The 13,594-nt window shown below is 38.0% G+C and carries 14 protein-coding genes; 8 read left to right on the plus strand and 6 right to left on the minus strand.

Annotated features, from left to right (window positions below):
• Nucleotides 1-352 precede the first annotated feature (352 nt).
• The 6 genes from H4J69_RS14835 to H4J69_RS14860 all read right to left on the minus strand — a co-directional run bounded on the left by H4J69_RS14835 (nt 353) and on the right by H4J69_RS14860 (nt 4,877).
• The gene (locus H4J69_RS14835) at nt 353-526 is read right to left on the minus strand and encodes a hypothetical protein (protein WP_170246384.1); all 174 of its coding nucleotides are present in this window, start codon (nt 524-526) and stop codon (nt 353-355) included.
• On the minus strand, nt 523-1,797 hold the full coding sequence (locus tag H4J69_RS14840; protein WP_182217568.1) for an AmpG family muropeptide MFS transporter: 1,275 nt from the start codon (nt 1,795-1,797) through the stop codon (nt 523-525). Before H4J69_RS14840 ends, H4J69_RS14835 begins: the two co-directional genes overlap by 4 nt.
• Before the next feature lie 110 nt (nt 1,798-1,907).
• Nucleotides 1,908-2,237, minus strand: coding sequence for a hypothetical protein (locus tag H4J69_RS14845; protein ID WP_182217569.1), 330 nt, complete (start codon nt 2,235-2,237; stop codon nt 1,908-1,910).
• A 260-nt stretch (nt 2,238-2,497) separates the two neighbouring features.
• The gene (locus H4J69_RS14850) at nt 2,498-3,079 is read right to left on the minus strand and encodes a peptidylprolyl isomerase (protein WP_182217571.1); all 582 of its coding nucleotides are present in this window, start codon (nt 3,077-3,079) and stop codon (nt 2,498-2,500) included.
• Between the two features lie 33 nt (nt 3,080-3,112).
• Nucleotides 3,113-3,709, minus strand: coding sequence for a YajG family lipoprotein (locus tag H4J69_RS14855; protein WP_182245150.1), 597 nt, complete (start codon nt 3,707-3,709; stop codon nt 3,113-3,115).
• Nucleotides 3,710-3,725: 16 nt separating this feature from the next.
• Nucleotides 3,726-4,877: a methyltransferase gene (locus H4J69_RS14860; protein WP_182217575.1), complete on the minus strand. Its 1,152-nt coding sequence runs from the start codon at nt 4,875-4,877 to the stop codon at nt 3,726-3,728.
• Between the two features lie 253 nt (nt 4,878-5,130).
• Between H4J69_RS14860 and H4J69_RS14865 the strand changes: the two genes are divergently transcribed.
• The 8 genes from H4J69_RS14865 to nqrF all read left to right on the plus strand — a co-directional run bounded on the left by H4J69_RS14865 (nt 5,131) and on the right by nqrF (nt 13,492).
• Nucleotides 5,131-5,454 (plus strand): BolA/IbaG family iron-sulfur metabolism protein, encoded by a 324-nt coding sequence (locus H4J69_RS14865; RefSeq protein ID WP_182217577.1) that lies wholly within the window; start codon nt 5,131-5,133, stop codon nt 5,452-5,454.
• Between the two features lie 586 nt (nt 5,455-6,040).
• Entirely contained in the window at nt 6,041-7,231 is a 1,191-nt protein-coding gene (fabV, locus tag H4J69_RS14870) for an enoyl-ACP reductase FabV (RefSeq protein ID WP_182251979.1), read from the plus strand.
• Nucleotides 7,232-7,618: 387 nt separating this feature from the next.
• Complete coding sequence (locus H4J69_RS14875; protein WP_182217580.1) at nt 7,619-8,956, plus strand: Na(+)-translocating NADH-quinone reductase subunit A; 1,338 nt, start codon at nt 7,619-7,621, stop codon at nt 8,954-8,956.
• 2 nt (nt 8,957-8,958) lie between these two features.
• Nucleotides 8,959-10,170: an NADH:ubiquinone reductase (Na(+)-transporting) subunit B gene (locus tag H4J69_RS14880; RefSeq protein WP_182217581.1), complete on the plus strand. Its 1,212-nt coding sequence runs from the start codon at nt 8,959-8,961 to the stop codon at nt 10,168-10,170.
• A complete protein-coding gene (locus H4J69_RS14885; RefSeq protein WP_182245044.1) occupies nt 10,163-10,945 on the plus strand; it encodes a Na(+)-translocating NADH-quinone reductase subunit C in 783 nt (260 codons plus the stop codon). Before H4J69_RS14880 ends, H4J69_RS14885 begins: the two co-directional genes overlap by 8 nt.
• Nucleotides 10,945-11,568, plus strand: a complete 624-nt coding sequence (locus H4J69_RS14890; protein ID WP_146800034.1) for an NADH:ubiquinone reductase (Na(+)-transporting) subunit D — start codon at nt 10,945-10,947, stop codon at nt 11,566-11,568. The genes H4J69_RS14885 and H4J69_RS14890 overlap by 1 nt, the downstream gene beginning before the upstream one ends.
• A gap of 4 nt (nt 11,569-11,572) precedes the next feature.
• Complete coding sequence (gene nqrE / locus H4J69_RS14895) at nt 11,573-12,196, plus strand: NADH:ubiquinone reductase (Na(+)-transporting) subunit E (RefSeq protein WP_182175777.1); 624 nt, start codon at nt 11,573-11,575, stop codon at nt 12,194-12,196.
• Nucleotides 12,197-12,268: 72 nt separating this feature from the next.
• Complete coding sequence (gene nqrF, locus H4J69_RS14900; RefSeq protein WP_070376018.1) at nt 12,269-13,492, plus strand: NADH:ubiquinone reductase (Na(+)-transporting) subunit F; 1,224 nt, start codon at nt 12,269-12,271, stop codon at nt 13,490-13,492.
• Nucleotides 13,493-13,594 lie beyond the last annotated feature (102 nt).

Below are 13,594 nucleotides of genomic sequence, written 5' to 3' on the forward strand. Positions count from 1 at the left end.
GAGGCTTATCCCTTTACCGTCATGCTGAATTTATTTCAGTATCTGCTTTTTGTGTTGTTAACGACGAGATCCTGAAACAAGTTCAGGATGACGGATGTGGTATCAGGATGAAGGAGGGGGTATCAAAATGACTGAGGCTTATCCCTTTAACGTCATGCTGAATTTATTTCAGTATCTGCTTTTGTGTTGTCAACGATGAGATCCTGAAACAAGTTCAGGATGACGGAGGTGGTATCAGGATGACGGAGTTGTTATCAGGATGACAGAGGTGTTATTAGGATGACTGAGGCGGTATCTGGTTGACTGAGGTGGTCTCATAACAATGGATTTGGTATCAGGGTATCAGCAGTCGTCATCCGTGAGTAACGTATATCATTACCACTAAAAATCCAATGAGTACGGTATTTAAAGCAATAATATAAGCAAAACCTTTCACACCTTCTTTTACACTAAAGCCTTTAGCATCTAGATATCGCCACCAAAAAAGGCACATGATAATAGGGAGTAGAAAGAACAGTTTAATCATATTAATTCCTCGGTTTTATTTTTTGTTTCGAAAGGGACTTTTTCGCTCCAAGGAGCAACTTTAAATAACATAAGCATTCCTGGGATCGCGAGGAAAGTACAAAGAAAGTAGAACGATGTCCAACCTATTTGCTCTACAATAAGGCCAGTTGTTGCATTGGCAAAGGTTCTAGGCAAAGCGGTTAGCGCCGTAAAGAGTGCAAATTGCGTTGCAGCAAAAGCGGGGTTGGTTGTTCTTGCTATAAAGGCAGTAAATGCAGCTGTACCTAAACCAACACCTAAGTATTCAAAGCCCATCGCAAAAGCTAGAGCGTAAGTATTATGACCTATTTCTGCTAAAGCGGCAAAGCCTAATATGCTGATGATTTGCACAAAGCCAAACAACCATAATGCCTTATTTATACTGAGCTTTATCATTACAATGCCGCCAACAGCAAGCCCGATAGTCATCGCAATAAGCGACGCTGTTTTAGCAACCACACCAATTTCTGTTTTAGTAAAGCCTAAGTCTATAAAAAAGGGAGTTTGCAGGGCTGTAGCCATACTGTCGCCTAATTTGTATAAAAATAAAAAAATGAGAATTTGTAAGGCACTTTTAAAACCTTTTCGTGAAATAAAATCTCTAAAAGGCAATACAACAGCATCATGTAATGTTTTAGGAGCAAGATGTTCGCTTTTACTCTCTTTAATACATAAGGTCAGTAAAATACCGATGAGCATAAACGCAGCAACAATAAGAAAAACTGATTGCCAGCTGATATGGTCAGCCAATATAAAAGCTAACGAGCCCGGCACTAAGCCAGATAGACGATAAGCCTGTACATGGATAGAATTACCTAAGCCCAGTTCGTGTTCTTGCAATAACTCCCTGCGATAAGCATCAAGAACAATATCTTGGCTTGCACTAAAAAAAGCAACAGCAGCGGCAAGATAAGCGACAGACCAAATATTTATAGTAGGGTCTATAAAACCAAAACCAGCGATTGAGAAGAGTAATAAAACTTGCGTAGCGAACATCCAGCTTCGACGTCGACCTAGCATCGGAAAAGAATACCTGTCCATCAATGGTGACCAAATAAACTTCCAAACATAAGGAATGCCAATTAATGAGAATAAACCTATCTCAACTAGACTTACTCCTTCTGATCTTAACCAACCAGGTACCAGTTGATATAAAATAAATAACGGCAAGCCCGAAGTGAATCCGGTGAAGATACAAATCAACATTCTTTTATTGAGAATAGCTTCTTTGAATGTTTGTTGAGTGGTCATGCAATTGCCTACAAAAATCTTAGTAGGCATAGGCTATCAAAATGTTATTGAAAACAGAAGTTTATTCTTGAGTTCTGTGAGCAAGTGTCGAGGATTTTACTAACGTTAGCCTAAGGTAACGGACGCCAACCAATACAGTCAATAGGATAACTGCCAGTACCTGTGAAGAAATCTAAACAGGTCGTTATTTCACTTTTAAAATACAAGTCATGGCTCAGTGATTGTGCTCCATGTAAACTCATCTCATGGACTAAGTGCCAAAAAACGCGCTCTTTTGCACTACTCGGCATTTCATCATTTACCTTGAGCAATGTCCATTCCTCCATGGTATCAAGGATGAATGTGTCGAGTTCGGTATAATGCAATGATTGGTTAATCACAGCTTTAATATAGTAAGCTATTTGTTGTGTTTTTTCGTTGATAAACGGCTCAATTATCATGGCATCCTCAGTTCACTTTCGTATTTAAATCATTCGAGTAGGAAAGTAGCTACCACTTTATTGAAATGGTGAAAATAGTTGTTATTGTTTATTTACTACCTTATATATCGTAGATTAAAAACAGTTTGTCAAAGGTGTAGGCAATTTAATTTTCATTTAATTGTAAGAACGTACAAAAAAGAATGTTTATTATGGCATTATTATAGTCAGAAATATTGCCTCCTGACTATAATTTACAGCTGAAATTTTATTGGATAAATTTATTCTTCTGGTAATAAAGTGGCTTTAATTAAGGTAATAGGTTCTACGGGCACATCGTCCCAGCCCATCGCATCGCTATAGTGTGTTTTAGCTAAATTCATAGCATCAACAACTGCCTGACCTTCAATAATGGCGCCGAATACGGTATATCCCCAGCGACGGCCTGGATCTAAACTTTTATTGTCAGCCATATTAAAAAAGAATTGACGATTTGCGGTGTGTGGGCGATTTTCTTTTGCCATAGCAATAGTGCCACGTTCATTTTTTAAACCATTACCTGATTCATTAACAATATTTCCAGTGACTTTTTTAAAATTGAAGTCCTCATCATAGCCACCGCCTTGTACGATAAAGTCTGAGACAATACGATGAAAAATCGTATTGTTGTATTCACCTTTAACCACATACATTAAAAAATTATCAACAGTTAATGGCGCACGAATGCGGTCTAATTCAACAATGATGACTCCTTTTGATGTTTCTAATTTCACTTTTGGAAATAAGTTATTAGGATCAATGGCAATATTATTCGCTGATAGAGTGCCAGATAAAAATATAAGTAAAAAAAATAAACCTTTCATTATCATTTCTTCTTTTAAAGGAGCTGTTAAAAATTACTTTATAAAACGCTGAATTTCAATGTTATTAATAACTTGAGATAATAACTGAGTAAGTTGTTGACTAAAGTCTCGCTCTAATACCGCAATATCTGCGCCGAATGGGCCTTCACTAGTTCCGCGAACTTTAAAGGTGTTGCTCAACGTTTGTGAGCCATTGTTTACAGTTACGCGGATCACAAGTTCATTGTTAACTTGATATTTCATCATTTCTTGTTGCACGCTGCTCAAGCCATTATCAATAATTATTTCAATTGCATTACTCGCTTGAGCGTTAATGTCTAAGCCCTGTTTTTTAAATTCAGCGGCTAACGCTTCCTCAACAATACGGTTTAATGGTTGCTGACTAGAATAAACCTCTGCTGCTTCATCTTTTCTTAATACTTGCACAACATGCTGGGCACTTCGCAAATCAGTGACCGTTAAACTCGCTTGTTTATTTTGATAAGCACTTTGGCTAGATGCACCATTATTTATGCTTAAATCTGGAGCAATAACCACGTAAGTGGGTTTGTTGGCACAAGCCGTCAGTACAAGCAGTAAAGTTGTTGCGGCTAATGTTTTAATTTTATTGTTAATGAATATATTTTTCATGATCTGATTAACTCCATTATTTTATTGATGAAAGCGTGACAAATTTATCATTGCTGGCAATGAGTTTTTCATTACCAAAAAGTCGTTTAAGTTTAATATGGTATCCGAGTTGCCGATTACCAATAATGCGTAACTCACCACCGTTCTTTAATGCTCTATGGCTATCGCGAAACATCTGCCAAGCGATATGGTCTGTGGTTGCATTTTGCTGGTGAAAAGGAGGGTTACACAAAATCAAATCAACACTATTAGGCTCCATATCGGCTAAGCAGTCATTTATCATGAACTGACACTGTTCGAGTTGCTCTGGTAAGTTTTTACTGATATTAGTCTTAGCAGAATCAACAGCCATATAAGATTCATCAACAAAAGTAACTAATGCCTGGGGTTGCTCTGCCAGTACGGCTAAACCAATCACACCATTGCCGCAGCCTAAGTCAATAACACGACTACCTGCTTTGACTTCAGGAAGGTGCTTAATAAAGTGGCGAGCACCAATATCAAGTTTTTCACGAGCATAAACCCCTGAATGATTACTGATAATAAAAGCGCTATCTTCTAACGGCCAAACTGTTGGAAAAGGTGAAGATAAAACTTGCTTGTTATCAAGTTGAGAGAATACTAAACGTGCTTTCTTTACCGCTAAAGACGTTTTTGTTGTCCCTAAATATTTTTCAAATAATTTTAACGTCGAGCTATGGATATCTTTGGCTTTATCGCTAGCAATAAAAATAAGCTCTTGATTATATTTAGCTTTAATCGATAAAAGTTGATCGATCATTAATGACTTACTTTTAGGTATCTTGTACAACACCACGGTAATATTATCGGGTAGGTCATCCAAACTCGTTATTTGGCTAATATTGTCAAGCGACAAACCGTTTTGCTCAATATTATATTTTAACCCTTGGTGGCTTATCCAAGAATCGGAAACCGTAGTCACATTTGACTGAGTAAAGTTAGCGGTAATAGCGCCAAAGCTATCATTGAAAATTAGTAAGTTGTGCTGGCTATCCGCTAAACTTTGTTCATTAACATAATTAATTAAATACTCGTCGGCTGAATCCCAAGCAACTAGTGCACGGTTAACTTGACCAACGGGGTAGCGATCTAAAAAAAGGTTCTTGTCATAAACGCCATCCGCGTTAACAATAAAAGGGCTGATCATAATAAAGAGGTTCGATTTTCACCTAGAAGAATGTCAGCTATTGTGACAAAATATAGGGAATTGAGCCAGTGATAGTTGCCTCGAGCGCTTAAAAACTATTTTATAAATAAATGAATTTTTTTTTATCAATAATGGCAACTGTTTACTCGCCATTAATGCCAATTAAACGACTATAGCCATCCAGACTGATGGCATATTGTCTGTAACAAACTAAAATTACTCCACTACAGAAAAACACATCAGGGATTTAATAATGACCATTGAAGCTGTAATAGAACAAAAACTTCTTTCCGCATTTTCTCCAATACATCTCGATGTTATTAATGAAAGCCATCAACATAATGTTGCACCGGGCAGTGAATCTCATTTTAAAGTGATTATTGTTACCGACGACTTTATCGGAGAGCGCTTAATTAAACGTCACCGAGCCATTAATTCGTTGCTTTCAACAGAGCTTGCCGAAAAAATACATGCGTTAGCGCTTCATACTTATACTAAAGATGAGTGGGACAAGTATTATGCAGATAATACCCCTTTGTCGCCTAAATGCTTAGGCGGTGGTAAAAAAACAGCGTAACTTTTGCAAATAAATGGGGTAAAACGCTAGCTAACCATGATTCGCGATTTTACCCCTAATTTATTCTACCCTCATAATTGTATTCACTTTTCGTGAAATACTTGTTATTTACTCTTATCATTATCTATGTAAAATGAATAATATTTGGCAACGGCTATGTCACTTAATGGGTTAATTTAACTAACAAGGTTATTGACGGGTCACCGATAACCCGAAACAATCATTTTAGGATTATTATGACTGATGGTGTGATTTACTTTGCTTATTGTGGTGTTGCGATTTAACTTTAATGTTGCTGGGATGCGGTACAATATTTTGCATTGTACTTCCATGCTAGGGACATTATGTTAGGCGCTGTTATACGTTAAAAGCTGATGGCCATGTTTAGGCAGATGTTTTTTATTAAAATAGCTAGCGGCTTTAATCCTTTATTTTGAGGTAAATGTTTACTGGTCATACCTCGTATTCTTTTTAGTAGCGTAAACTATGCGACAATTTTTAAATTTATGTCGCAATAAATATTGAATAATTACTAAATTGCCGAGTCGTTTGGCGATAAAAATAGTATTAATTAAAAGGTCTTCTTATGGTTATTAAACCTAAAATTCGTGGTTTTATTTGTACAAATGCACACCCAGCGGGCTGTGAAGCTCATGTCAATGAGCAGATTTCTTATGTAAAATCTCATCAACAGGCTAATGCCAAGCCAAAAAATGTTTTGGTTATTGGTTCATCTACTGGTTATGGCTTATCGTCACGTATAACCGCCGCATTTGGTAATAATGCTAAAACATTAGGTATTTTCTTTGAGAAACCGCCCACTGAAAAGAAAACAGCCAGTGCAGGTTGGTACAATACTTCGGCGTTTCAAAAGGCTGCTGAACAAGAGGGGCTTTGGTCTAAAAATATTAATGGTGATGCGTTTTCACATGAAATTAAAGCAAAGGCTATTGAAACCATTAAAGCTGAATTAGGTGAAATTGATCTAATCGTTTACTCACTTGCTTCGCCTCGTCGAACTGATCCAGATACCGGTGAAGTTTATTCATCGACGCTTAAACCTATTGGTCAAAGTGTAACCACTAAAAACCTAAATACCTCAAAGCGTGTTATTGATGAAATTTCTGTTGAAGCAGCAAATGAAGCTGAGATACAAGGTACCATTGATGTAATGGGAGGCGCTGACTGGGAACTATGGATTAAGGCATTGAATGAGGCTGGCGTTCTTTCAGAAGGATTTAAATCAGTAGCTTATACCTATATTGGTAAAGAATTAACTTGGCCAATATACGGAAAAGCGACCATAGGTAAAGCGAAAGAAGATTTAGACCGTGCTGCATCGGCAATTAACAAAGCTACTGCTAACCTTAAGGGCGAAGCCCATGTTACCTCATTAAATGCGGTCGTTACGCAGGCGAGTTCAGCAATACCTATCATGCCACTTTATATTTCAGCAATGTTTAAGGTGATGAAGGCAGATGGCACTTATGAAGGGTGTATCGAACAAATTCAGAACCTATTTGTTGAGAACATCTACAGTGAAACACCTCGCTTAGATGATAAAAATCGTTACCGTCAAAATCATAAAGAGCTTGAAGATAGCGTTCAAAAACGCGTGACAGACATTTGGAATACCGTTGATTCTGATAATATTGATGAGTTAACTGACTATGTTGGCTATCATCAAGAGTTTTTAAAGTTATTTGGCTTTAGTGTTGCAGGTGTTGATTACGAAGCTGATGTCGATACAATGGCAGAAATTAAGCATCTTTTATAACGATTAACTTTCATTATTTACGATTAGCATCAATAATAAAAAGCCGACATAAAATGTCGGTTTTTTTAGGTCTGACAAAATTTTTGGCTGATAAATGAGCGAAATCAATAATATTCAACTAATTTGTAATTTAAGTAACTGAGATCGTAGATAGCCTTAGAGTTTTTGTGTTAAAATCGCGCTAGAAATTTTAACTTAGAGCCAGTGGGTCTTTTTTATTCTAAAGCAACTTCCTTTGTTGCCAAGAAAGAAGTACTTACTGAAATACACTGAAATCGATAATTTGCTTTACCTAAATAATATTGATTACAAGTCATCGTAAAATAGTTTGTTTAGGTAAGTAGATGATTGGTTTTGATACTCCCATCAAAAGTAGTGCATGTGTTTATGATTACAATAAAAAAAGGTCTGGATGTTCCTGTCGTTGGTTCTCCCCAGCAGGTAATCCATGATGGCAACGCCATCAAAACCGTTGCAGCATTAGGTGAAGAGTTTGTGGGTATGCGACCAACCATGTTTGTTAAAGTGGATGATCGTGTTAAAAAAGGTCAGATTCTTTTTGAAGATAAAAAGAACCCTGGCGTTAAATTCACAGCTCATGCTGCCGGTGTTGTTAAAGAAATCAACCGTGGTGAAAAACGTGTTTTGCAATCAGTCGTTATTAAAATTGACGGCGATGAGCAAATTACATTTCCTTCATACACAGCGAATGAACTTAACTCAATAAAACGTCAAGATGTTGTTGATAACCTTGTTAATTCAGGTTTGTGGACAGCATTGCGTACACGTCCATTTAGTAAAGTTCCTGCCGTTGATTCAACGCCAACCGCCATTTTTGTTAGTGCAATGGATACTAATCCGCTAGCCGCTAACCCTGAAGTGATTATTAATGAACAAAGTGAAGCCTTTAAAAATGGCTTAACAATACTTACTCGTTTAACGAGTGGTGAAGTGTTTGTTAGTAAAGCGCCGGGTGCTAATATTCCCGTCGAAGCTAATGTGCAAGTTAACGAATTTGCAGGAAAACATCCTGCTGGTTTAGTTGGCACACACATGCACTTTTTAAAGCCGGTTAGTGCAGAGAAGTCTTCATGGAACTTAGGCTATCAAGACGTGATTGCTTTTGGACAGTTGTTTACTACTGGTGAGTTAAATAACACCCGTATTATTTCACTTGCTGGTCCTGCTGCTAAGAACCCTCGTTTAGTGCGTACTATTTTAGGTGCAAATACTGACGAATTAATCGCTGGTGAATTTGCCGACGGTGAATTACGTATTATATCGGGCTCTTTACTTTCAGGAGCAAAAGCAAAAGGTGTTCACGCTTATTTAGGTCGCTACCATGTGCAAATTTCGTTGATTTTAGAAGGTCGCGAAAAAGAGTTTATTGGTTACATGTATCCTGGACCTAATAAATTCTCGGTAACACGTGCATATATGTCTCATTTCTTCCCAAAGAAATTATTCAATATGACCACTACAACTAACGGTAGTCCTCGTGCCATGGTGCCAATTGGTAACTTTGAACGTGTGATGCCATTAGATATTCTCCCAACAATGTTATTGCGTGATTTATGTGCCGGTGATACCGATAGCGCGCAGCAACTTGGTGCTTTAGAGCTTGATGAAGAAGATTTAGCCTTGTGTACATTTGTTTGCCCTGGCAAAACAGATTACGGCGTTATTCTTCGTGAATGCCTAACCACAATAGAGAAGGAAGGTTAGACATGGGCTTGAAAAAGTTTATTGAAGATATTGAACCGCAATTTGAAAAAGGCGGTAAGCTAGAAACGTGGTACGCTTTGTATGAAGCTGTAGCCACCGGTTTATTTACTCCTGGTCAAGTGAACAAAGGTGCTACTCACGTTCGTGACAGTATTGACTTAAAACGCATCATGATAACGGTATGGTTAGCTGTTTTTCCTGCTATGTTTTTTGGTATGTACAACATTGGTTTTCAAGCAGCTGATGCCTTAGCTGCTGGTTATGCTTTACCTGATACTTGGCAAGTAGGCTTGTTCGAATTCCTTGGAGGTAGCTTATCTGCTGACTCGAGTGTCTTCGGTATGATGCTTTATGGAGCAATGTTCTTCTTACCTATTTATGCGACTACCTTTATTGTTGGTGGCTTTTGGGAAGTTCTCTTTGCTTCAGTACGCAAGCATGAAGTTAACGAAGGTTTCTTTGTTAGTTCAATCTTGTTTGCCTTGATCTTACCTGCAACAATTCCATTATGGCAAGTTGCTATTGGTATTACTTTCGGTATTGTTATTGCTAAAGAAATCTTTGGTGGTACAGGTAAAAACTTCTTGAACCCTGCGCTAGCGGGTCGTGCATTTCTGTTTTTTGCTTATCCAGGTGAATTATCAGGTGATGCTGTTTGGGTTGCTATTGATGGTTACTCAGGTGCGACACCATTAAGTGCAGCAGCAGCAGCCATTCCAGGATCGGTTGATTTTGCAATCAATACTAACTGGTGGAATGCATTCTTGGGCTTTATCCCTGGTTCTATGGGTGAAGTATCAACAGCTGCTATTTTCCTAGGTGGTGCATACATTCTGTATAAAGGTATTGCTTCGTGGCGTATTGTTTTAAGTGTTTTCGCCGGAATGGTGTTCACTTCATTACTGTTTAACAGTATTGGTAGCGATACTAACGCAATGTTTGCTATGCCATGGTACTGGCATTTAGTCACCGGTGGTTTTGCTTTTGGTATGATGTTTATGGCTACTGACCCTGTCACTATGTCTTTTACTAATACGGGTAAATACTGGTTTGGTGCATTAGTTGGTGTAATGGTTGTACTCATACGTGTAGTTAACCCGGCATACCCTGAAGGAATTATGTTAGCTATTTTATTCGCTAATTTATTCGCCCCTCTTTTCGACTATTTTGTTGTTCAAGGGAATATCAAACGGAGGCTCGCTCGTAATGTCTAGTAATAAAGAAACTCCAATTAAAACAATCGGCTTTGTGTTTTTAGTTTGTCTGGTTTGTGCTGCGTTAGTCTCTGTTGCTGCGATTAGCTTAAAACCGTTACAACAAGCTAATAAACTACTTGATAAGCAAACTAAAATTCTTGAAGCTTCCGGCTTATTAGAAAAAGCAGGTACTGATATTGTTGGTACTTACAACAAGTATGTTGTTGCTAAAATGATTGACCTAGATTCAGGGAAAATTATTGAAGGTAACACCGATATATTTGACGAACGTGCAGACGCTCGTAATGCCGCTAAAAGCTCAAAGCTTACTAACGATACCGCAGGTATTAATCGCCGTGCTAACCGCGCTGTTGTTTACTTAGTTAATAACGAGCAAGGTCAGCTAAATACTTTAGTTTTACCTATTGTTGGTTCAGGGCTGTGGGACTTAATGTACGGTTATATTGGTTTAGCGCCAGATTTAAATACCGTTCGTAGTCTTATTTATTCTGACTTAAAGGAAACTCCGGGTTTAGGCGCTGAAGTACTTAACCCTAAGTGGAAAGCTTTATGGCCAGGTAAGAAAATTTACAATGATAGCGATGAAGTGGCTATTAAAGTGATTAAAGGTGGTGCTAAAACCGGTGATGTTCACGGCGTTGACGCATTGTCAGGCGCTACATTAACCAGTAATGGCGTGCAAAACACCTTACATTTTTGGTTAGGTGAGCAAGGTTATGGACCTTTTATTACTAAATACCGCAGTGTTGCTAGCGAAGGAGAGATGAACTAATGTCTTCAGATACTAAAAAAGTACTATTTGGACCTATTGTAGATAACAACCCTATCGCTTTACAGGTACTAGGTGTTTGTTCTGCTCTAGCGGTAACCAGTTCAATGGCAAACGCTTTGGTTATGACCATAGCGGTAATGCTAGTTACTGGCTTTTCTAACTTTTTTATCTCACTTGTGCGTAATCATATTCCATCAAGTGTGCGTATTATTGTGCAAATGGCGATTATAGCGTCATTAGTAATTGTGGTTGACCAAGTATTAAAAGCCTTCTCTTATCAGTTGTCGAAAGAGTTGTCAGTTTTCATTGGTTTGATCATTACTAACTGTATTGTAATGGGCCGTGCAGAAGCCTTTGCTATGAAAGAAAAGCCGGGTGTTAGCTTTTTAGATGGTATTGGTAACGGTTTAGGTTACGGCGCAGTTTTGATGATTGTTGCTTTTTTCCGTGAATTATTTGGTTTTGGTGAGATCTTTGGTATTGAAGTGTTTAAATTAGTTCAAAACGATGGTTGGTACCAAGGTAATGGCTTATTAGTCTTACCATTTAGTTCATTCTTCATTATTGGTTTAATCATCTGGGCTGTACGCCAGTGGAAACCAGAACAAGTAGAGAAGGATTAGCCCCATGGAACATTATTTAAGTATTTTTATTAAAACCATATTTATTGAGAATATGGCGTTAAGCTTCTTCTTGGGTATGTGTACTTTCTTAGCTGTGTCTAAGAAGGTAAGTACAGCCATTGGTCTGGGTGTTGCGGTTGTGGTGGTATTAGGTTTAGCTGTTCCAGCTAACCAAATTATTTATCAAGCTATTTTAGCGCCAGGTGCTTTAGACAGCATGATGGGAATTACTGAACAGAAAGATTCAATTGATTTAAGCTTTTTATCATTTATTACCTTTATCGGTGTTATTGCTGCTTTAGTACAAATTTTGGAAATGATTTTAGATAAATATTTTCCTGCTTTGTATCAAGCCTTAGGTATATTTTTACCTTTAATCACTGTTAACTGTGCAATTTTTGGTGCGGTTTCTTTCATGGTAGCGAAAAACTTAACTTTGGGTGAAAGTGTTGTTTACGGCATTGGCTCTGGTGTTGGTTGGATGTTAGCTATTGTACTATTGGCTGCCATACGTGAAAAGATGAAATATTCTGACGTACCAGACGGTTTGAAAGGTTTAGGTATCACGTTTATCTCCGCTGGATTGATGGCTTTTGGCTTTCTTTCTTTTGGTGGTATTTCACTTTAAAAAATATCGGTCTAAGTCACTTATTACCAAAATAATTTGAACTTAGGCCCTAGATAATTTAAGGAAAAGTCGATGGAAATCATTCTCGGCATATCGATGTTTACCGCGATAGTGCTAGCATTAGTTTTAGTTATTTTGTTTGCTAAATCTAAGTTAGTCTCTTCAGGTGACGTAACAATTAGTATAAATGGTGACCCAAATAAATCAGTAGTAACCGCTGCTGGTGGCAAGCTTCTTGGCGCTTTAGCAGATCAAGGGATTTTTATTCCTTCTGCTTGTGGTGGTGGTGGTACTTGTGGTCAATGTCGTGTTGACGTGCATTCAGGTGGTGGCGATATTTTACCAACTGAAACGGGTCATATCACTAAGCGTGAAGCTAAAACAGGTTGTCGTTTAGCCTGTCAGGTTGCTGTTAAGCAAGACATGGTTATTGAAGTAGAAGATGAAATCTTCGGTGTTCAACAATGGGAATGTGAAGTTATCTCTAATGATAACCAAGCAACTTTCATTAAAGAACTTAAACTTCAAATACCCAATGGGGAATCTGTTCCGTTTAAAGCCGGTGGTTATATACAGATAGAAGCTCCAGCTCATCATGTGAAATATAGTGATTTTGATATTGATGATCAGTACAAAGGCGATTGGAACCATTTTGGCTTTTTTGATGTTGAATCAAAAGTTAATGAACCAACGTTACGTGCTTACTCAATGGCTAATTATCCAGAGGAAGAAGGCATTATTATGCTTAACGTGCGTATTGCTACGCCTCCTCCAGGACGTTTACATTTACCAGCAGGTAAAATGTCATCATATATCTTTAGCCTTAAGCCTGGCGATAAAGTCACTATTTCTGGTCCGTTTGGTGAGTTTTTTGCTAAAGAAACAGATAATGAAATGGTGTTTATCGGTGGTGGTGCTGGTATGGCGCCAATGCGTTCGCACATCTTTGATCAACTTAAACGTTTACAATCTAAACGTAAAATGTCGTTCTGGTATGGCGCTCGCTCTAAACGTGAAATGTTCTATGAAGATGATTACAATGGTTTAGCCGCTGATAATGATAACTTCAAATGGCATGTTGCGTTATCAGACCCACAAGCTGAAGATAACTGGGAAGGCATGACAGGTTTTATTCATAATGTACTTTATGAAAACTACTTAAAAGATCATGAAGCACCAGAAGATTGTGAGTACTACATGTGTGGTCCTCCAATGATGAATGCTGCTGTTATTCATATGCTTAAAGATTTAGGCGTAGAAGACGAGAACATCATGCTAGATGACTTCGGCGGCTAATCGTTTATTTTAACTTGCCTATTGGCTTTATTTCGTCGGCTGCTGTGCTCATTGACTAACGTCAACTCCGCGCAGCCTTCTCGAACTAAAGGCAATATACAG

The sequence above is a fragment of the Colwellia sp. BRX10-9 genome (genome assembly GCF_014077405.1).
In the GTDB taxonomy this organism is placed as follows: Bacteria; Pseudomonadota; Gammaproteobacteria; order Enterobacterales; family Alteromonadaceae; genus Colwellia_A.

What these genes read in the sequence shown, in the direction of transcription:
- H4J69_RS14835 (WP_170246384.1), bottom strand. Translation starts at nt 526, where the DNA reads ATGATTAAACTGTTCTTTCTACTCCCTATTATCATGTGCCTTTTTTGG.
- H4J69_RS14840 (WP_182217568.1), bottom strand. Translation starts at nt 1,797, where the DNA reads ATGACCACTCAACAAACATTCAAAGAAGCTATTCTCAATAAAAGAATG.
- H4J69_RS14845 (WP_182217569.1), bottom strand. Translation starts at nt 2,237, where the DNA reads ATGATAATTGAGCCGTTTATCAACGAAAAAACACAACAAATAGCTTAC.
- H4J69_RS14850 (WP_182217571.1), bottom strand. Translation starts at nt 3,079, where the DNA reads ATGAAAGGTTTATTTTTTTTACTTATATTTTTATCTGGCACTCTATCA.
- H4J69_RS14855 (WP_182245150.1), bottom strand. Translation starts at nt 3,709, where the DNA reads ATGAAAAATATATTCATTAACAATAAAATTAAAACATTAGCCGCAACA.
- H4J69_RS14860 (WP_182217575.1), bottom strand. Translation starts at nt 4,877, where the DNA reads ATGATCAGCCCTTTTATTGTTAACGCGGATGGCGTTTATGACAAGAAC.
- H4J69_RS14865 (WP_182217577.1), top strand. Translation starts at nt 5,131, where the DNA reads ATGACCATTGAAGCTGTAATAGAACAAAAACTTCTTTCCGCATTTTCT.
- fabV (WP_182251979.1), top strand. Translation starts at nt 6,041, where the DNA reads ATGGTTATTAAACCTAAAATTCGTGGTTTTATTTGTACAAATGCACAC.
- H4J69_RS14875 (WP_182217580.1), top strand. Translation starts at nt 7,619, where the DNA reads ATGATTACAATAAAAAAAGGTCTGGATGTTCCTGTCGTTGGTTCTCCC.
- H4J69_RS14880 (WP_182217581.1), top strand. Translation starts at nt 8,959, where the DNA reads ATGGGCTTGAAAAAGTTTATTGAAGATATTGAACCGCAATTTGAAAAA.
- H4J69_RS14885 (WP_182245044.1), top strand. Translation starts at nt 10,163, where the DNA reads ATGTCTAGTAATAAAGAAACTCCAATTAAAACAATCGGCTTTGTGTTT.
- H4J69_RS14890 (WP_146800034.1), top strand. Translation starts at nt 10,945, where the DNA reads ATGTCTTCAGATACTAAAAAAGTACTATTTGGACCTATTGTAGATAAC.
- nqrE (WP_182175777.1), top strand. Translation starts at nt 11,573, where the DNA reads ATGGAACATTATTTAAGTATTTTTATTAAAACCATATTTATTGAGAAT.
- nqrF (WP_070376018.1), top strand. Translation starts at nt 12,269, where the DNA reads ATGGAAATCATTCTCGGCATATCGATGTTTACCGCGATAGTGCTAGCA.